The organism is Mycobacterium sp. E3198, from assembly GCF_001667015.1.
In the GTDB taxonomy this organism is placed as follows: domain Bacteria; phylum Actinomycetota; class Actinomycetes; order Mycobacteriales; family Mycobacteriaceae; genus Mycobacterium.
In genome coordinates this window covers 13,275-31,253 of sequence record NZ_LZIS01000138.1, presented here as the reverse complement: position 1 = coordinate 31,253, position 17,979 = coordinate 13,275, and the positions used below count along the sequence as shown (strand labels likewise).

Annotated in this window: 19 protein-coding genes and 1 pseudogene; 6 read left to right on the top strand and 14 right to left on the bottom strand. The window is 69.8% G+C overall.

The annotated features are described in order from the left end of the window. Positions 1 to 8: 8 nt before the first annotated feature. The 4 genes and pseudogenes from A5673_RS15825 to A5673_RS15810 form a co-directional block, all read right to left on the bottom strand. Positions 9 to 761: pseudogene (locus tag A5673_RS15825) on the bottom strand (hypothetical protein); the annotation flags it as partial. Next, positions 758 to 1,963 (bottom strand): 16S rRNA (cytosine(1402)-N(4))-methyltransferase RsmH, encoded by a 1,206-nt coding sequence (gene rsmH / locus A5673_RS15820; RefSeq protein WP_156748280.1) that lies wholly within the window; start codon positions 1,961 to 1,963, stop codon positions 758 to 760. The gene rsmH and the pseudogene A5673_RS15825, both read right to left, overlap by 4 nt. Beyond that, on the bottom strand, positions 1,938 to 2,369 hold the full coding sequence (gene mraZ / locus A5673_RS15815) for a division/cell wall cluster transcriptional repressor MraZ (RefSeq protein WP_066913393.1): 432 nt from the start codon (positions 2,367 to 2,369) through the stop codon (positions 1,938 to 1,940). The genes rsmH and mraZ overlap by 26 nt, the downstream gene beginning before the upstream one ends. A 456-nt stretch (positions 2,370 to 2,825) precedes the next feature. Next, the gene (locus A5673_RS15810) at positions 2,826 to 3,227 is read right to left on the bottom strand and encodes a DUF3040 domain-containing protein (RefSeq protein ID WP_068234044.1); all 402 of its coding nucleotides are present in this window, start codon (positions 3,225 to 3,227) and stop codon (positions 2,826 to 2,828) included. 326 nt (positions 3,228 to 3,553) lie between these two features. Between A5673_RS15810 and A5673_RS15805 the strand changes: the two genes are divergently transcribed. Together A5673_RS15805 and A5673_RS15800 are read left to right on the top strand one after the other, a co-directional pair. Further along, a complete protein-coding gene (locus A5673_RS15805) occupies positions 3,554 to 4,144 on the top strand; it encodes an N-acetyltransferase (RefSeq protein WP_068234041.1) in 591 nt (196 codons plus the stop codon). A 95-nt stretch (positions 4,145 to 4,239) separates the two neighbouring features. After that, positions 4,240 to 4,887: a DUF3153 domain-containing protein gene (locus A5673_RS15800; protein WP_068234057.1), complete on the top strand. Its 648-nt coding sequence runs from the start codon at positions 4,240 to 4,242 to the stop codon at positions 4,885 to 4,887. A gap of 21 nt (positions 4,888 to 4,908) precedes the next feature. On the opposite strand, the gene A5673_RS15795 is transcribed toward A5673_RS15800, so the two are convergent. Next, a complete protein-coding gene (locus A5673_RS15795; RefSeq protein ID WP_068234038.1) occupies positions 4,909 to 5,793 on the bottom strand; it encodes a mycobacterial-type methylenetetrahydrofolate reductase in 885 nt (294 codons plus the stop codon). 202 nt (positions 5,794 to 5,995) lie between these two features. Here A5673_RS15795 and idsA2 point away from each other — a divergent pair, with 202 nt between their 5' ends. Both idsA2 and A5673_RS15785 read left to right on the top strand, forming a co-directional pair. Further along, positions 5,996 to 7,045: a bifunctional (2E,6E)-farnesyl/geranyl diphosphate synthase gene (gene idsA2 / locus A5673_RS15790; protein ID WP_068234035.1), complete on the top strand. Its 1,050-nt coding sequence runs from the start codon at positions 5,996 to 5,998 to the stop codon at positions 7,043 to 7,045. Between the two features lie 4 nt (positions 7,046 to 7,049). After that, positions 7,050 to 8,564 (top strand): alpha-(1->6)-mannopyranosyltransferase A, encoded by a 1,515-nt coding sequence (locus A5673_RS15785; RefSeq protein ID WP_068234032.1) that lies wholly within the window; start codon positions 7,050 to 7,052, stop codon positions 8,562 to 8,564. On the opposite strand, the gene A5673_RS15780 is transcribed toward A5673_RS15785, so the two are convergent. After that, the gene (locus A5673_RS15780; protein ID WP_068234029.1) at positions 8,551 to 8,955 is read right to left on the bottom strand and encodes an Rv2175c family DNA-binding protein; all 405 of its coding nucleotides are present in this window, start codon (positions 8,953 to 8,955) and stop codon (positions 8,551 to 8,553) included. The genes A5673_RS15785 and A5673_RS15780 overlap by 14 nt on opposite strands. Positions 8,956 to 9,033: 78 nt before the next feature. Here A5673_RS15780 and A5673_RS15775 point away from each other — a divergent pair, with 78 nt between their 5' ends. Continuing rightward, positions 9,034 to 10,248, top strand: a complete 1,215-nt coding sequence (locus A5673_RS15775) for a protein kinase (RefSeq protein WP_197518391.1) — start codon at positions 9,034 to 9,036, stop codon at positions 10,246 to 10,248. Positions 10,249 to 10,363: 115 nt separating this feature from the next. On the opposite strand, the gene A5673_RS15770 is transcribed toward A5673_RS15775, so the two are convergent. The 3 genes from A5673_RS15770 to A5673_RS15760 are packed head-to-tail and all read right to left on the bottom strand — an operon-like array spanning position 10,364 to position 13,174. Beyond that, the gene (locus A5673_RS15770) at positions 10,364 to 11,752 is read right to left on the bottom strand and encodes a class II 3-deoxy-7-phosphoheptulonate synthase (RefSeq protein ID WP_068234024.1); all 1,389 of its coding nucleotides are present in this window, start codon (positions 11,750 to 11,752) and stop codon (positions 10,364 to 10,366) included. A gap of 34 nt (positions 11,753 to 11,786) precedes the next feature. Next, complete coding sequence (locus tag A5673_RS15765; protein WP_068234021.1) at positions 11,787 to 12,281, bottom strand: polyadenylate-specific 3'-exoribonuclease AS; 495 nt, start codon at positions 12,279 to 12,281, stop codon at positions 11,787 to 11,789. Between the two features lie 8 nt (positions 12,282 to 12,289). Further along, complete coding sequence (locus A5673_RS15760) at positions 12,290 to 13,174, bottom strand: hypothetical protein (protein ID WP_068234019.1); 885 nt, start codon at positions 13,172 to 13,174, stop codon at positions 12,290 to 12,292. A 90-nt stretch (positions 13,175 to 13,264) separates the two neighbouring features. On the opposite strand from A5673_RS15760, the gene A5673_RS15755 reads away from it, so the two are divergent. After that, positions 13,265 to 14,554 (top strand): glycosyltransferase 87 family protein, encoded by a 1,290-nt coding sequence (locus A5673_RS15755; RefSeq protein WP_068234016.1) that lies wholly within the window; start codon positions 13,265 to 13,267, stop codon positions 14,552 to 14,554. Here the strand turns inward: A5673_RS15755 and A5673_RS15750 are convergent. The 5 genes from A5673_RS15750 to A5673_RS15730 form a co-directional block, all read right to left on the bottom strand. After that, entirely contained in the window at positions 14,551 to 15,273 is a 723-nt protein-coding gene (locus tag A5673_RS15750) for a 1-acyl-sn-glycerol-3-phosphate acyltransferase (RefSeq protein ID WP_068234013.1), read from the bottom strand. The genes A5673_RS15755 and A5673_RS15750 overlap by 4 nt on opposite strands. A gap of 84 nt (positions 15,274 to 15,357) precedes the next feature. Further along, positions 15,358 to 15,750: a hypothetical protein gene (locus A5673_RS15745; protein WP_068234009.1), complete on the bottom strand. Its 393-nt coding sequence runs from the start codon at positions 15,748 to 15,750 to the stop codon at positions 15,358 to 15,360. After that, positions 15,747 to 17,030, bottom strand: coding sequence for an ArsA family ATPase (locus A5673_RS15740; RefSeq protein ID WP_156748278.1), 1,284 nt, complete (start codon positions 17,028 to 17,030; stop codon positions 15,747 to 15,749). The genes A5673_RS15745 and A5673_RS15740 overlap by 4 nt, the downstream gene beginning before the upstream one ends. Next, positions 17,023 to 17,460, bottom strand: a complete 438-nt coding sequence (locus A5673_RS15735; RefSeq protein ID WP_066965062.1) for an SRPBCC family protein — start codon at positions 17,458 to 17,460, stop codon at positions 17,023 to 17,025. Before A5673_RS15735 ends, A5673_RS15740 begins: the two co-directional genes overlap by 8 nt. Positions 17,461 to 17,564: 104 nt before the next feature. Further along, the gene (locus A5673_RS15730; protein WP_068234003.1) at positions 17,565 to 17,954 is read right to left on the bottom strand and encodes a polyketide cyclase / dehydrase and lipid transport; all 390 of its coding nucleotides are present in this window, start codon (positions 17,952 to 17,954) and stop codon (positions 17,565 to 17,567) included. Positions 17,955 to 17,979 lie beyond the last annotated feature (25 nt).

The following is a 17,979-nucleotide window of genomic DNA, read 5'->3' as shown; positions in this document are numbered from 1 at the left end:
CATCAGGGGCGCGCCGGGCATGCAGGGCCCGGAGGCGCTGTTGCGCGCCCCGGACGGGTCGGCGGCGGTGGCGCGTCGGAGATCTTGGTGTTCAGCGGCGGCGGCGGGACCCCGTCGGCGGGCTTCGGCGTGCCCACCACCACCCAGTTGCCCGCTGGGTCCTGAACCAGGTGCGCGGTGTCCCTGGTCGGAATCATGCCCTGTTTGCGGGCCGCCTCGGCCAGCGCCGGCGCGGATTCCGCCTGGCGCACATCGCGTTCCAGCGCCTCCTTCTGTTCCTGCAGCATCCGGTGCTTCTCGCGGGCATGGCTCAGCTGATACGAACGCTCGGCGGATGCGGTGGACAACCACAGCGTCAGGCCCAGGCCGAGGCCCAGCGCGCCGATGATCAAGACGACAAACGGGACCTTGGCCGCCAGGCTGTGCGGCCGCAGGTCGATCGACGCGAGCCGGGTGGCCAACCGTTCCGCCAGCCGGGGGCGGACGGCCTTGGGCGCCTTGGCTTTCCGCGCTTTGGCGCGGGCCTTGGCCTGGCTGGTGCTTTTGGGCCGGGCCGACCGCTCCGCCGGCCGGGTGATGGGGCTGGTTTGCGGCCCCGATTTGTGCGCCCCGGCCTCGCGGGTGTTCGCCGAGGCCGGCCGGCTGCGCCGCGGCGACACCGAGTCGCCGGTGGCGCGCCTGCCCTTGCGGGCCGAACCGTCGCGTCCGCCGCGGCGGTCGCCGCCGCCGCGGCGCTTCGGCGCCTCGCGCTTCACCTTCATAAGTCGCCTTTCCCGCTCGCCTGCTGTGATTGCACCCGCTGCTCCAGCCGCTGCAAGGCCCGTAATCGCACGGCGGCGCTGCGAGTGTTGCGTTCGATCTCGGCGGCGTCGGCGCGTTCGGCGCCACGCGTCAACGACCGGAATTGCGGCTCGTGGCCGGGAAGTTCGAACGGAAGGTCCACCGGCGTCCGCGATGCGACCGCGTCCGCGAACACGCGTTTGACGATCCGGTCTTCCAGCGATTGATAGGCCAGCACCGCGATGCGCCCGCCCACGCGCAACGCGGCCAGGGCGGCGGGCAGGGCGTCGCGCAGCGAGGTCAGCTCGTCGTTCACGGCGATCCGCAACGCCTGGAAGGTGCGCTTGGCCGGATGTCCGCCGGTGCGGCGGGCGGGCGCCGGAATCGCTTGGTAGAGCAGGGCTACCAGCTCCGCGGTCGAGGTGAACGGGGTCCGGGCGCGCCGGCGGACGATCTGCGCGGCGATGCGACGCGCGAAGCGCTCCTCGCCGTAGCGCTGCAGGATGTCGGCCAGCGCCGCCTCGTCGTAGGTGTTCACGATGTCGGCGGCGGTCAGCGGCGAGTCCGGGTCCATCCGCATGTCCAGCGGCGCGTCCTGGGCGTACGCGAAGCCGCGTTCGGCGCGGTCCAGCTGCATCGAGGACACGCCGAGGTCGAAGAGCACGCCGTCGACGGATTCGGCTGGCGCGTAGCCGGATTCGGTGAGGGCTCCGGCGAGGCCGTCATACCGGGTGTGCACGAACGTGAGCCGGTCGGCGAACGGGGCCAGCCGGCGCCGGGCGATGTCCAGCGCGCTGGGGTCGCGGTCGAGTCCGATCAGCCGCAGGCCGGGCAGGTCGGTGAGGAAGCGCTCCGCGTGCCCGCCCGCGCCGAGGGTCGCGTCGACGAGGACGGCTCCCGAACCGTCCGCATTGTGCCGGGTCAGCGCGGGGGTGAGCAGCTCGACGCAGCGGTGCAGTAGGACGGGCACGTGGCCGAAGTCGTCTGAAACATCTGCCACCGCAACGCCTCCCCGGATCTGGCGTGCGGCCCTCGCACCTCCGTCGGCCCGAAGGGCCGCCCTTGCACCCAGGTCCCTGTCCGAAGGCGCGAACCTGGCGTTGGGGAAGTACGCCAGGGTCGGTTCGGGCAGAGGCCACGATGCACGGGCACGCGCCTCAGATAATGTCGCCGAGTGCTTCATCGCTGGCCGCGGAGAAGTTCTCTTCGTGGGTCTGCTGGTAGTCGTGCCAGGCTTGCGCATCCCAGATCTCGAGGTAATCGACGGCTCCGATCACCACGCAGTCCTTGGACAGGTTGGCGTACCGGCGGTGGTCGGCCGACAGCGTGATCCGCCCCTGCGCGTCGGGATGCTGCTCGTCGGTGCCGGCGGCGAGGTTGCGCAGGAACGCTCGCGCCTCGGGGTTGCTGCGCGAAGTCTTGCTCGCCCGGCGCGCCAGCTGCTCGAATTCCGCCCGGGGGTAGACGGCCAGGCTGTGGTCTTGGCTCTTGGTGACCATCAACCCCCCTGCCAGCGAATCGCGGAACTTGGCGGGCAACGTCAGCCGCCCCTTGTCGTCGAGTTTGGGCGTGTAGGTGCCGAGAAACACCAGCTCACCTCCCACACCGGTCACCCAAACACTTCAGCCACCATACCCCACAGTTCCCCACTTTGCCCCATTGTTGGGGTGTCGTCGCCAACTTTTCCGCGTTGTCCGCCACTAACGGCCGCCACACGGCGACCCGCTGGCCTGTGCCGACCGGTCGCTACGTCAGCGTGATGTACGAAAACGGCACGTCAGGGGCCAAGAGTTGCCCAGTGGGGCGCGGTGGGGCGGCGGGGTGGGGCCCGGTGGGGCGCGATCCACGCGTCCGGGACTCGATTCGGGATCGATTGGGAGTCAGACGGGACTCGACGCCCGCCCGAGCAGCGCGGCCCGGGCGGGCCACCATGGCGCCGAAACTGCGCCCAGATCGCGGAAACGCGTGAATCCGCGCGCTCACCGCAGTCTCGAACACGAAAAACGGGGCAGCCGCGGCGGCTGCCCCGTGTCGTTTGCGATTCGCTACTCGTCGAAGCGCCGGCGGAACCGGTCCTCCATGCGACTGGTGAACGAGCCGCCGCCCTTGTTGCGGCGCTGACGGGTCGACCCGGGCGCCGACCCGGAGCGGTCCGTCCTGCCGGCCAGCCGCGGCCCGGTGACCGCGTAGACCACGCCGCCGAACATCACGATGAACCCGAAAACGCTGAGGATCGGGAAACTTCCGATCATCGTGGCCTTGAACGCGACTCCAGAAACCAGCATTGCCAGGCCAATGACGAACAACGCCGCGCCCTGCAGGCGCCGCCGCGCGGTCGGCGCGCGGAACCCTCCGCCACGGACGCTCGACGCGAATTTGGGGTCTTCCGCGTACAGTGCGCTCTCGATCTGATCGAGCATCCGCTGTTCATGATCGGAGAGTGGCATTCGTCCCTCCTTGCCGACAGTTTGGCACGTAACTATCGATAGCACGCGGATGCCCGTTGTAAAGGCAACTAACACAAATGATACGAGGTCAATCTGCGCTGTACCACCGGTTCGACAGCGATTCTATCCCGGCCCCACCCCTGCACCGGCGCGGCCCACAACGACGGTGCGCGGTAACCCGCTCGCCGCACTGGCGGGTCCGTCGGCCCCCGGAGGCCCCTCCCGCGACCGCTCGGCGCGCGGAGCGCGAGCGCGTCGGATAATGGCGACAGCGGCACGGCGCCGGACCAAACCTGAAAGCCACCGGATGAGGAGGGCACCGCGAGTTGGCGATATTCCTCATCGATCTGCCGCCGAACGATATGGAGCGCCGTCTCAGTGACGCCCTCAGGGTCTATGTCGAAGCGATGCGATACCCGCGGGGCACCGAGAACCAGCGCGCCGCCATGTGGCTCGAGCACATCCGGCGACGCGGGTGGCAGGGCGTCGCCGCCGTAGAAGCGGAGGCGGCCGAGGCCCCCGGCGACCTGAGCAACGCCCCGTTGCTCGGGGTGGCCTACGGCTATCCCGGGGCGCCCGGGCAGTGGTGGCAGCAGCAGGTGGTCCTGGGGCTGCAGCGCGGCGGCTCGCCGCCCGCCGAGATCTCCCGGCTCATGGACAGCTACTTCGAGCTGACGGAGCTGCACATTCACCCGCGCGCGCAGGGCCGGGGGCTCGGCGAGGCGCTGACCCGCAGGCTGCTCGCGGCGCGCGAGGAGAAGAACGTGCTGCTCTCCACGCCGGAGACCAACGGCGAACCCAATCGAGCCTGGCGCCTGTACCGGCGACTGGGCTTCACCGACGTCATCCGCGGCTACCACTTCGCGGGGGACCCCCGCGCGTTCGCGATCCTGGGCCGCGCCCTGCCGCTGCAGTGACGCGGATCTGGCACGATGACCTCGTGCACGCCAGCCCTTCCCCGCCTCGAGCCCGCGGATTCACCCCGCGTCGGCGCCGCCTGCTGGCCATCGCGATGCTGCTGCTCATCGTGCCGCTGGCCAGCGGCTGCCTGCGGGTCCGGGCCTCGCTCACCATCTCACCCGACGACCTGGTCTCCGGCGAGGTCATCGCGGCGGCCAAGCCCAAGACGTCCAAGGATTCCGGTCCCCAGCTCGACACCAACAACCTGCCTTTCAGCCAGAAGGTGGCGGTGTCGAACTACGACAGCGACGGTTACGTGGGGTCGCAGGCGGTGTTCTCCGACCTGACCTTCGCCGAGCTGCCACAGCTGGCGAACATGAACCCCGACGCCCAGGGCGTGAACCTGTCGCTGCGCCGCAACGGCAACCTGGTGATCCTGGAGGGCCGCGCCGACCTGACCTCGGTGACCGACAACGAGGCCGACGTCGAGCTGACCGTCGCCTTTCCCGGCGTCGTGACCTCCACCAACGGTGACCGCGTCGAGCCCGACGTGGTGTCCTGGAAGCTCAAGCCGGGCGTGGTGACCGCCATGACGGCCAACGCGCGCTACACCGACCCCAACACCCGCAACTTCACCGGGGCGGGCGTGTGGCTGGGCATCGCGTCCTTCGCCGCGGCCGGCGTCGTGGCTCTGCTCGCCTGGATGAGCCGCGACCGCTCGCCGCGGTTCACCGGGCCGCGCGACCAACCGCCCAGCTAGGGCGGTCCCAATCGGGGCCAGCTAGGGCGACCAGTAGGCCAGCATCTCCGCGAAGGTGTGGAAAGCGGGCCCGGAAACCCCGTAGGTCGCCTCGAAATGAATGCTCAACGGGAAGCCCAGCCCGGCGACGCCGTCGATCACCCTCTTGTACAGGTCGACCATGAGCTGGCGCTTCTTGTCCGGCTCGCTGGCGGCCAGCCTCTTGACGAACTCCTGCTCGCCGGTCACCGCCGGGTTGCCCGGATCCTGGATCAGCCAGTTGATCAGGCCGACGCGGCTCTCCACCTTCGGCACGAAGCCGAAGGACAGCAGGATTTCGGGCCGGTGATCGGTGTTCTCGGCGAAGTCGGTCAAAAAGCCCACGATCGCGTCGGAATACAGCAGCTGCGTCATGCCGTACGTCGCGCCCTGGTTGCATTTGAAGTTCAGCCGGCCCTGTTCGCCCTCGCGGGTGGGGATCACGATCACGCCGCGGTTGCTCAGCAGCTCGCGATAGATCGACAAGGCGTCGGTTGGCGCGACGCCGGAGCCTTCCCCGTCGTTCATCGTGCGCGGTACCCCGACGAATACGACGCCCTCCATCCCGGCGTCGCACAGGTCGGTGAGCCGTCGGCGCAGCGACGCCTCATCCATGAACGCGGTGACCTGCGTGCACAGCCCGTGGAACCCGGGCAGCTCCGGCTTGATGATCGACCAGAAGTCCAGCACGTCCAGCTTCTGCTTCATGGGAACCGGACGGTCGTCGTCCTCCGCGATCATGCCCGGGATCATGACGTGCCGTATCTGGCCCTGGAGGCCGAATTCGGCCGAATACCGCACCACTTTCGTCGCGTCCTCGAGCGCCCGCTCCTTGCCGTCTTCGACATTGGGGGGCACCAACTCGAGCGCGATGGTGTTGAGGCTCACGCGGCTCCTCTCCTTGCCGGGCCAAGCCGGGCTGCGCCACGTAGCGCCCGGACACCCTCGCCAGCATAGGGGCGGGATAGTGAGGCAGTCGAAGCAACTGGGGGCGCGCAGGCCACCTAAACTGTCGGCCCTAGAGACATGCCGAGCAGAAAGGGGCGCCGCGCTGAGCCCAAAAGCCGCACCCGCAGCGGCAACCGTCGAGTTGATCACCGAGGAACTTCGGCGGTACCTGCACGACCGGCGCGCCCAGAGCGCCTACATCAGCTCTGCAGGCGCCGACTTCGACGCCCTGATCGCGGCCCTGGAAGATTTCGTGCTGAGCGGGGGCAAGCGGCTGCGCCCCGCCTTCGCCTACTGGGGCTGGCGGGCCGTGGCGACCGGGGAGCCCGATCCCGAAGCGTTGCTGCTGTTTTCCGCGCTGGAGCTGCTGCACGCGTGCGCGCTGCTGCACGACGACGTGATCGACGACTCGTCCACCCGGCGCGGCCGGCCCACGACCCACGTCCGCTTCGCGGCGCTGCACCGCGACCGGGACTGGCGCGGCTCGCCCGAGCAGTTCGGCACGTCGGCGGCCATCCTCCTCGGCGACCTGGCGCTGGCCTGGGCCGACGACATCGTCTTGGGCCTCGAGTTGGCGCCGGACGCCCGGCGGCGCGTCCGGCGGGTGTGGGCCGACATCCGCACCGAGGTGCTGGGCGGGCAATACCTCGACATCGTCGCCGAGGCCAGCGCCGCCGAGTCGATCGCGTCGGCGATGAACGTGGACACCTACAAGACCGCCTGTTATACGGTGGCGCGGCCGCTGCAGCTCGGTGTGGCCGCCGCGGCGGACCGACCCGAGGTGCAGGCCGCCTTCGCGGAGTTCGGGACCGACCTCGGCGTGGCGTTCCAGCTGCGCGACGACGTGCTGGGGGTGTTCGGGGACCCGGAGGTCACCGGCAAGCCGTCCGGCGACGACTTGCGGTCCGGCAAGCGAACCGTGCTGCTGGCCGAGGCGGTGGAGCTGGCGGACAAGTCGGATCCGTTGGCGGCCAACCTGTTACGCAGCTCGATCGGCGCGCGGCTGACCGACGCTCAGGTGGGCGAATTGCGCGGGGTGATCGAGTCGGTGGGCGCGCTGGCCGCCGCCGAGCAGCGCATCGCCGCGTTGACCGACCGGGCGCTGGCGACGCTCGCGGCCGCACCCGTCAACGCGGCGGCCAAGGCGGGGCTGGCCGAGCTGGCCAGGATGGCCACGAATCGGTCCGCCTGAGCCGATGACGACCCCGACTCGCATCCCTGCCGCCAAACATTCAGTGGTTCAATACGTTTCACGGCTGGCGGCGTTCTCGGCCTCGCCGGAGGGGCGCCCGGCGAAGCTGGGCTTTGTGGGCTCGGTGCTGGTCACGCTGGGCGGGCTGGGCGCCGGCAGCACCAAGCCGCACGACCCCCTGCTCGAAGCGCTGCACCTGTCCTGGCTGCGCTTCGGCCACGGGCTGGTGCTGTCGTCGATCGTGTTGTGGACGGGCGTGGCCCTCATGCTGATCGCCTGGGTGCGGCTGGGCCGGCTCGCGCTGGCGGGCGACGCGACCGAGTTCACCATGCGGGCGACCACCGGCTTCTGGTTGGCGCCGTTGCTGTTGTCGGTTCCCGTCTTCAGCCGCGACACCTATTCGTACCTGGCGCAGGGGGCGCTCCTGCGCGACGGCTTCGACCCCTACGCGGTGGGTCCGGTCGCCAACCCGAATGTGTTGCTGGACAACGTGAGTCCCATCTGGACCATCACCACCGCCCCTTACGGGCCGGCTTTCATCCTGGTCGCGAAGCTGGTCACGATGCTGGTGGGCAACCACGTGATCGCCGGGACCATGCTGCTGCGCCTGTGCATGCTGCCCGGATTGGCGCTGCTGATCTGGGCCACCCCGCGACTGGCGCACCAGCTGGGCACCAACGGCGCACTGGCGCTGTGGATCTGCGTGTTGAACCCGCTGGTGCTCATCCACCTGATGGGCGGGGTGCACAACGAGATGCTGATGGTGGGCCTGATGGCCGCCGGGATCGCGCTGACCTTCCAGGGGCGTCACGTCCTGGGCGTCGTGTTGATCACCGTGGCGATCGCGGTCAAGGCCACCGCCGGGATCTCGTTGCCGTTCCTGGTGTGGGTGTGGATGCGGCATCTGCGGGACCGCCGGGGATACCGCGCCGTCCCCGCGTTCCTGGCGGCCACCGCGATCTCGGTGCTGACGTTCGCCGTGGTGTTCGCCGTCTTGTCGGCGGTGGCCGGCGTGGGGCTGGGGTGGCTGACCGCGCTGGCCGGGTCGGTGAAGATCATCAACTGGTTGACGGTACCGACCGCCGTCGCCAACCTGATCCACGCGCTCGGCAGCGGGTTCTTCGCGGTCGACTTCTATGCCATCCTGCGCGTCACCCGCTTCGTCGGCATCGCGATCATCGGGGTGTCGTTGCCGTTGTTGTGGTGGCGGTTTCGGCGCGACGACCGCGCCGCGCTGGCCGGCATCGCCTGGTCGATGCTGATCGTGGTGCTGTTCGTCCCGGCCGCCCTGCCCTGGTACTACTCCTGGCCGCTGGCGGTGGCCGCGCCGCTGGCCCAGTCCCGGCGCGCGGTCGCCGCGATCGCCGGGCTGTCGACCTGGGTCATGGTCATCTTCAAGCCCGACGGATCGCACGGCATGTATTCGTGGCTGCACGTTTCGCTGGCCACCGCGTGCGCGCTGGCCGCCTGGTATGCGCTGTACCGGACGCCCGAAACCGAATCGGTCAGTACGCCATAGCCTGCGCGCGCCGCACGACTTCCCGCGCCTGATGGGCGTGCAGGGCGTCGACGGGCCGGGCGTTGCTGATGGCGTCCCGGCTGCCGTCGCGCGTGATCGTCAGCGACGGGTCGGGGGTGAACAGCCAGCGCATGATCTCGGTCTCGTGGTAACCGCCGTCGTGCAGGATCGTCAACAGCCCCGGCAGGCTCTTGACCACCTCACCGGAATTCGTGAAAAACACCTGGGGTACCACCACACCGCCGCCGCGCTTCACCGCGGCCAGGTGGCCCTCCCGCAGCTGCTGCTGGACCTTGCTGACCGACACGCCGAGCAACTCGGCGACCCGGGGCAACTCGTAGATGGGTTCGTCGGGGTCTAGCACGTCGTCCCCGGCCGGAACACTGCTCATCGCGTCAGTGTAGGCCCAGCTTCGCGCGTCGGACGGACGTTCTGAGCCCGATTCCCCGGCCGCACCTACTATGGCCCCGTGGCCGCAGCCGGGACCGGGGATCCGATGGAGGGCGCGTTGCTGGACGGGCGCTACCGGGTCGAGTCCCGGATCGCCAGCGGCGGCACGTCGACGGTGTACCGCGGCCTCGACGTGCGCCTCGACCGGCCGGTCGCCGTGAAGGTGATGGACGCCCGCTACACCGGCGACGACCAATTCCTCACCCGCTTCCAACTCGAGGCCCGCACCGTGGCCCGGCTGAAAAACCCCGGGCTGGTCGCCGTCTACGACCAGGGGCTCGACGCGCGGCATCCCTTTTTGGTGATGGAGCTCGTCGAGGGCGGAACCCTGCGCGAGTTGCTGGCCGAGCGCGGGCCGATGCCGCCCCACGCCGTCGCCGCGGTGCTGCGCCCGGTGCTGGGGGGCCTGGCCGCCGCGCACCGGGCGGGCCTGGTGCATCGCGACGTCAAACCCGAGAACGTCCTCATCTCCGACGACGGCGACGTCAAGATCGCCGACTTCGGGCTGGTCCGCGCCGTGGCGGCCGCCGGAATCACCTCCACCAGCGTCATCCTGGGCACCGCCGCCTACCTGTCGCCCGAGCAGGTGCGCGACGGCAACGCCGGCCCGCGCAGCGACGTCTACTCCGCCGGCATCCTCACCTATGAGCTGCTGACCGGACGCGCGCCGTTCACCGGCGACTCGGCGCTGTCGGTCGCCTACCGGCGCCTGGACACCGACGTGCCGCCGCCCAGCGCCGCGATCGACGGCGTGCCACCGCAATTCGACGACTTCGTGCTGCGGGCGACGGCCCGCGATCCGGGCGACCGGTACGCCGACGCGGTCGAGATGGGCGCCGATCTGGAGGCCATCGCCGACGAACTCGCCCTGCCCGCCTTTCGGGTGCCGGCGCCGCGCAACTCCGCCCAGCACCGGTCCGCGGCGCTGCACCACCTGCGGATGAGCGAGCGCCTGGCCGCCGCGCAATCCGTACGGCCGCCCGCCGCCGCAGCGGTTCGCCACCCCACCCGGCAGCTGACCCGCGGGCCCGAGGACTGGGCCGAGCCGGCGCCCCCGGCCGAATACCAGCCCGTCTCAGGCGAATTCGCCGGCATCGCGATGAGCGAGTTCGTCTGGGCGCGGCAGCGTGCCCGGCGGATGGTGTTGATCTGGGTGGCGATCGTGCTCGCATTCACCGGCTTGGTGGCGACGGCGGCCTGGACGATCGGGAGCAACCTCAGCGGCCTGCTCTGAGCCCTTCCCCGCGAGGGTGCGCAAATGTACACCCGTGGCGGCGTGTCGCCGTACCAACACGCTCCCCCGCAAGCGGGAGGTGCCCCCAGCTCGCGGGGGTACGGGAGGGGGGAAGCTAGTCGCGCAGCATCTCGGCGACCAGGAAGGCCAACTCCAGCGACTGCTGGGTGTTCAGCCGCGGGTCGCAGGCCGTCTCGTAGCGGCCGGCCAGGTCGGTGTCCGAAATGTCTTGCGCCCCACCCAGACACTCGGTGACGTTTTCGCCGGTGATCTCGACATGGATGCCGCCGGGGTGGGTGCCCAGCGCGCGATGCACCTCGAAGAAGCCCTGCACCTCGTCGACGATGCGGTCGAAGTGGCGGGTCTTGTAGCCGTTGGACGACTCGTGGGTGTTGCCGTGCATCGGGTCGCACTGCCAGATCACCTGGTGCCCGGCGGCCTGGACCTTCTCCACGATCGGCGGCAGCAGGTCGCGCACCTTGTTGTTGCCCAGCCTGCTCACCAGTGTCAGCCGCCCGGGCTTGTTGTGCGGGTCGAGCCGCTCCACGTATTCGACGGCCAGCTCCGGCGTCATCGTCGGGCCGATCTTGACGCCGATCGGGTTGGCGATCACCTCCGCGAACGCGACGTGCGCGCCGTCGAGCTGACGGGTGCGCTCGCCGATCCACACGGTGTGCGCCGACAGGTCGTACAGCTGCGGCTCCCCGCCCTCGACATCCGACAGGCGCAGCATGGCCCGCTCGTAGTCGAGCACCAAAGCCTCGTGGCTGGCGTAGATTTCGGCGGTCTGCAGGTTGCGGTCGGCCACCCCGCAGGCGCTCATGAACCGCAGGCCCCGGTCGATCTCGGTGGCCAGCGCCTCGTAGCGCGCCCCGGCCGGCGAGGTCCGGACGAATTCGCGGTTCCAGTCGTGCACCAGGTGCAGCGACGCCAGCCCCGAGGAGGTCAGCGCCCGCACCAGGTTCATCGCGGCGCTGGCGTTGGCGTAGGCGCGCACCAGCCGCGACGGGTCGTGCTCGCGCACCGCGGCGTCCGGGGCGAAGCCGTTGATCATGTCGCCGCGGTAGGAGCGCAGGCCCAGCGCGTCGACGTCGGCCGAGCGGGGCTTGGCGTACTGGCCGGCGATGCGGGCCACCTTGACCACCGGCATGCTCGAGCCGTAGGTCAGCACGACGGCCATCTGCAGCAGGGTGCGGATGTTGCCGCGGATGTGGGGTTCGGTGTTGTCGACGAACGTCTCCGCGCAGTCGCCGCCCTGCAGGAGGAAGGCCTCGCCCCTGGCGACCTGCGCCAGCTGTTCGGACAGCCGGACGATCTCCGACGGCACCGTCACCGGCGGCACGCTCTCGAGGACCGTGCGCATCGCCGCGGCCTGCTCGCCGTCCCAGCTGGGCTGCTGGGCGGCCGGCTTGGCCAGTGCGGCGTCCAGCCGCGCGCGCAGGTCGGTCGACAGCGGCGGCAGCGACGGCAGCTGTTCGATCGGGATGTCGACGGTCCAGTTCATCGGTCCATGGTAACCGGGGTCCGCCGAACGCTGATCAGGGCGAACGCCCCTCGGGCGACGTGATCAGGCGGAACCGGCGCAGTTGGTCGCGGGCGTCCACCAGGGCGTCGTGGGCGTCCCGCGGCCGCGGGGGCATCCGGGGGGACCCGCGTTCCTCCCACAACTGCCGCAATTCCCTGGTGAACCGCGGTATCGCCGGCGGCAGCGCCGGCATCGTCCCCCACAGCTGGCACAGGGCGACGTGGTCATAGGCCCCCACCCACGCCCACAGCTCGATCGGCTCGCCGCCGCCCACCCGCAGGAACTCCTCCAGGTCCTGCCGGATCTGCTTGCGCGAACGCCACAATGGCGACGACGGCGACGGCAGCTTGGGCAGCACGTGGGCGCGCACCCAGTTGCCGGCGCGCTCGGGATCGAATTCGGTGGAGACGGCGTAGTACTCGCGGCCGTCCTCCGCGACGACCCCGATCGAGATCAGTTCGATCGTGCGGCCGTCCTCGATGAACTCGGTGTCGTAGAAATACCGCACGCTGCAGCCTATCTGCTGATCAGGATCGGCCCCGTCGGCGCAGGCGCGGCGTGCACGTCGTGGTCGAGCTGGGCGTCGACCGTGCGCTTGTCGGGCAGGCGCGGGGTGCCGGCGATCGCGCATTGAACCCACAGCTTGGCGCGCACCACCGGGCGGCGCAGCCGCCGCTCCCGTTGCAGCGCGCGACGCATCTTGTCGGGCTGGGTGGTGTAGCGCCAGCGCGCCCACGGGGCGTGCGGGCGCGACAGCCGGATCGCGCCGATGACCAGCAGCACGACGATGAACATGCCGAGCAAACCGGTCCACACCTTGCCCTTGAGCACCACCACCACGGCCAGCGGCAACGTGAACACCAGCTCGCCGGCCACCCCGGCGCGCAGCGCCATCGAATCGGCGGCGTGCCAGAACGGCAGGAAGAACATCAGCGGGTGCAGGCCCATGATCAACAGCCCCGCCACCGCCGCCGCGGCGAACACCGCGTCCACCGACGTGCGGCCGTCTTCCTCCCAGTACACGTCGGACAGGTGCAGAATCAACGCGTACTCGTCCAGCACCAGTGCGGCCCCAACCCCGAAAAGGATTGCCGCCAAGGTAAATTCGGGTTCCTGCCCGCTGACCGACAGGGTCACCAAGGTCAATCCGGAGAGCATCACCAGGACCACCCCGAACGCCACGTGGTGGATGTGCACCTCCCCGATGTGCACGTTGCGGGGATGCCACCAGCGGGTCGGGCGGCCCGCGGCGGCGCGGTGCCGGATGAGCCGCACGAAGGTCCGCGTCACGAAGAAGGTCAGGATGAAGGCGACCAGGCAACACAGCAACGGCAGCCGGCCGCGGTCAATGATGTCGTGCGCGAACCAGTGGGCCACCCCGAACACGAACCAGTGGAGCACCCTAGAAACCTACGCCTGCATTTGCAGCCAGGGCGGGAGCCGCGCTGCGACACGTAGCCCGCTGTCGCACCCATTACGCTGTTCTGCGACATGAGTAGATGGCGGGCCCCCGGCGTGGGCAGTCAACCCGGGCGGGTGGTGCTGTGGTGCCTGCTTTGGCTGGTCGCCGCCGCGGCGCTGTATCACGTGGCATCGGGCCAGTTCGGGCACACCCCATACCGCATCGACATCGACGTCTATCAGATGGGCGGCCAGGCCTGGCTGGACAACCATCCCCTCTACCGCGGCGACGTGAAGTTCCACACACCCATCGGGCTGAACCTGCCGTTCACCTATCCCCCGCTGGCGGCCATCGTGTTCTGCCCGTTTTCCTGGCTGCACATGCCGGCCGCGAGCGTGGCGATCACGGCGTTGACGCTGGTGCTGCTGATCGTCTCGACGACGATCCTGCTGACCGGCCTCGACGTGTGGAGCACGTCGGCCGCGCTGGGCGGCCCGGCGTGGCTGCGCCGGCTGTGGTTGGCGGTGCTCATCACGGCCGCCGCGGCGAACTGGCTTGAGCCGATCGTTTCCAACTTCGCTTTCGGCCAGATCAACGTCGTGCTGATGACCCTGGTGATCGCCGACTGCGTGCCGCGCCGCACGCCGTGGCCGCGCGGGGTGCTGCTGGGCCTCGGGATCGCGCTGAAACTCACCCCGGCGGTTTTTCTGCTCTATTTCCTGCTGCGCCGCGACAACCGCGCGGCGCTGACCGCCATGGCGTCGTTCGCGGCGATGACGCTGCTGGGCTTCGCGCTGGCGTGGAGCGATTCGTGGGAGTACTGGACCCACACCGTCCACCACACCGACCGCATCGGTGAGGCCGCCCTGAACACCGACCAAAACATCGCGGGCACCCTGGCCCGCCTGGGCCTCGACGAGCACCAACGCTTCCCGCTGTGGGTGATCGCCTGCCTGCTGGTGCTGGCGGCGACGATCTGGGCGATGCGGCGGGTGCTGCGCGCCGGTGAGCCCATCCTCGCGGTGATCTGCGTCGCGCTGTTCGGGTTGGTCGTCTCCCCGGTGTCGTGGTCGCACCACTGGGTCTGGGCGCTGCCGACGGTGCTGGTGACCGGGGTGCTGGCCTGGCGGCGCCGCAACGCCGCGCTGGGCGTAGTGGGCGTCGCCGGGGTGGCGCTGATGCGGTGGACGTGGACGCCGATCGACTTGCTGCCCAAGCACCACGAGACCACCGCGAACTGGTGGCGCCAACTCGTCGGCGCGTCCTACGTGTGGTGGGCGCTGGCGGTGATCGTCGTGGCGGGATTGACGGTCACCACGCGGGTCGCGTCGAAGGACTCGGCAGCGCGGCCGCTGGCGCCGGTCGCTGCTAACAGTTAGCCGACCGCGGTCTCGGGGATCCGCGCGGCCTCGTCGGTCGCCTCGGCGCCGCGTTCCTTGACGCTGGCGGCGTAGATGTCGACGTACTCCTGGCCGGAGAGGCGCATCAGCTCGTAGATCACCTCGTCGGTGACGGCGCGCTCGATGAAGCGGTTGCCGGCCATGCCCTCGAACCGGGAGAAGTCCATCGGCTTGCCGAACCGGACGGTAACCCGTCCGAAGCGCAGCATCGTGGTGCCCGGCGGGTTGACGACGTTGGTGCCGATCATCGCCACCGGGATCACCGGAACCCCGGTGTGCAGCGCCAGGCGCGCCAACCCCGTCTTGCCCTTGTACAGGCGGCCGTCGGGCGACCGGGTGCCCTCCGGATACATGCCCAGCAGCTTGCCGTCGGCCAGCACCTGCTCGGCGGTGTTGAGGGCGGCCTGCGCGGCGTCGGCGTCGGTGCGGTCGATCGGCACCTGCCCGACGGCGGTGAAAAACCACCGGCTCAACCAACCCTTGATGCCCGTGCCGGTGAAATATTCGGACTTCGCGAGGAAGGTGATCCGGCGCCGCACGACCAGCGGCAGAAAGAAGCTGTCCATGACGGCCAGGTGATTACTGGCCAGGATCACCGGACCGGAAGTCGGAACATATTGCAGCCCTTCGACTTTCGGTCGACCAAGCAGGGAGAGCAACGGGCCCAGCAAGACGTACTTGAATAGCCAGTACCACATGGCCCTCCCTCTCGCCCGCACCCGCATTGTTCTGCGCCAACTGTACCGACCCGCGGCGGCAGGGACCACCTTGCCGCGGCCGGGTCACTCCTCGATGGTGACGGGGATGGGCTGGTAACGCGTCTTCACGGTCGCCTCCCCCGCGGGCGCGCCGGAGCCGGGCTCGGGCCCGCCGCCCCCGGGCGGCCCGTCCGGCGGCGGCTTGGCCGACCGGTCGATGTCGTCGACGATGCCGCGGATGACCTCCAGCAGCGCGACGCTGTGGTCGGCGACGATGGTGAGCAACGGGTGCTGGTCGCCGGTCGCGAGCGCGGCCAGCGCGCACACCGGGCACCACACCTGTTGGCATTTGCCGGTCCCGACGCCCGCGCCCGCCGTCAGCGCGGCGGCCGTCCGCACCGCGGGGTCGATGCCGTCGAGGATCGCCTGCGCAAGCCGGCGCAGCTCGGGACCGAGCTCGGGGTGAGCCCCACTCACTTTGGCCACACCTCCGGGTCCGGTTGAAAGCGAACGGTCAGCTCGCTGCCCCGCAGGTGCGCGTCGAGCACCGTGCACCGCCGCAGCACGGACGCCAACCGAACCCGGCGCCGCAACCCTCCGGCGCTGATGATCAGGTCGTCGTCGACGCGGCCCAGCGACAGCCCGGGGGCATCGAGCTGGGGCAACGTTAGCCGCATACGGTATATCGACCCAAGCCCCGACCCGGATTCGAGGTCCACCACGGGGCGCAGCGGACCCGGTGGCGCCGCGCCGCCGCGCCGGCGGGCCCCGTCGAGCAGCGCGCCCAGCGCCTTGGGGCCGATCGGCTCCCCGGACAGGTGCGGGGTCAGCACCAGCGCCACGTCGCCGATGGTGGCGTCGAGTTCTTCGAGCACGACGCGTTGCTCGGCGATGCGTTCGGCGTACCAGTAGAACGCCGGATGCTCGGGCAGGTTGTGGTACTCGTAGGACTCGTCCTCGGCCAGAACCTGGTTGACGATCAGCTCCTCGACCCGCACGCCCATCAGCGACAGGGAACCCAGCGTGCGCACCGCCTCGGCGGCCACCACACGCTCGGGGGTCAACACCAGGTGCGCGGTCACCAGCTCGCCGTCGGTCAGCAACGCGCTCAGCTTCTCGACGCTGCCGCTGATGCGCTCCAGCAGTTCCACCATCGCGGCCGAGCGGGCGTCGTCGCCGGCGACGGACAGCCTGCGATGGCGCGGCCACGCGCGCTCCACGTAGAGCCCAAAGGTGGCCGGCAGGGTCAACATTCGCAACGCGTCCGCGGTCGAGGCGCAATCGACGACGATGCGATCCCATCGCCCGGAGGCGGCGAGCTCGCCGACGGCATGCAGCCCCAACACCTCCTGAACGCCCGGCAACGCCGAAAGTTCTTCGGGCGCAATGGTGCTCAGCTCGGAATCGGGAAACCGCCGATCCAGCGTGTCGACCACGCCGCGCCACCGGGCCTCGAGCAGGGCCAGGGTGTCCAGCGCCAGCGCGTCGAGGAAGCCGCCGCCGGCCTCCGCTCCCCCAGTTTCGAGGTCGGCGAGCACCCGAACCGGTTCGCCCTGGCCGTTCGGCGGCACGGGGACACCCAGCACGTCACCCAGCGAGTGCGCCTGGTCGGTGGACACAACCAGAACCCGCCGGCCCGAGCCCGCGTCGCAGACCGCGGTGGCGGAGGCGAGCGTGGACTTTCCTACCCCGCCCTTCCCGACGAAAAGACTGATCCGGGCCGGGGTGGGCGCCCGGAATTCACTGGACTCACTCAGCCTCGACTCGTTTCTTCAGATCCTTCAAAGCGGTGTCGGTCAGCCTGCGCTCGGCCTTGCGCTTGAGCATCCCGATCATCGGGATGGCGAGATCGACCGAGAGTTCATAGGTGACGTCGGTGCCGGATCCCTTCGGCGCCAAGCGATACGAGCCTTCGAGCGAGCGCAGCAGTGAGCTGGAGACCAGGGTCCAGCTGAGCGACTGGCGGTCTTTGGGCCACTGGTAGGACATGACCATGGTGTCTTTGATGACGCCCGCGTCCATCACGAAGCGCACGACCTTCGGGTAGCCGTCGGCGCCCCGCTCCTGCACCTCGGCTTCCTTATATTCCGAGATCCATTCCGGATAGGAATCGATATCGGCGATCACCTCCAGCACCGTGCCGGGATCGGCCTCGATGTGAATGGTCTGCGTCGTCTTTTCCGCCACCTGGCTGCTGCCCTCTCTCCCGCGAGCGGATAGGCCCCGCGATGCGCCGGATCACCCCGGCCTCCGGGCCGAAACGGTACTCCTACCGCCGCACCTTGATCCGGCTAAACTACCGGAGAAACGCCGACCGGACGCGACCGTTCCGCCGTCCTTTTGACCTCGAACGCCATTTTCTTGCCCGCCACCCGACGGCGGTGCGTCATCTTCGCCAAATTCAACTTTGCCAGCTGCCAGGCCGCCACGCCGGTGGGCTCGGCGTGCAGGAAGTAGTGCAGCACCACCCCGTCCAGCGACGGTTCCAGCCAGATCTCCATGGTGCCGGTCAGCGCGCCGGTGACCGTCCAGCGGATCCCCTTCTCGGCGCGATCCTCGACGACCTGCAGCCGCAGGTCCGGCCACCACCGCCGCCAGCACGACGGATCGGCGACCGCAGCGCCCACCCGCGCGCCGTCGGCGGCGACGAACGTCTCGTCGGCGATCTGGATGCTGTTCATCTCCCCAGCTTCACACATGGCCGCG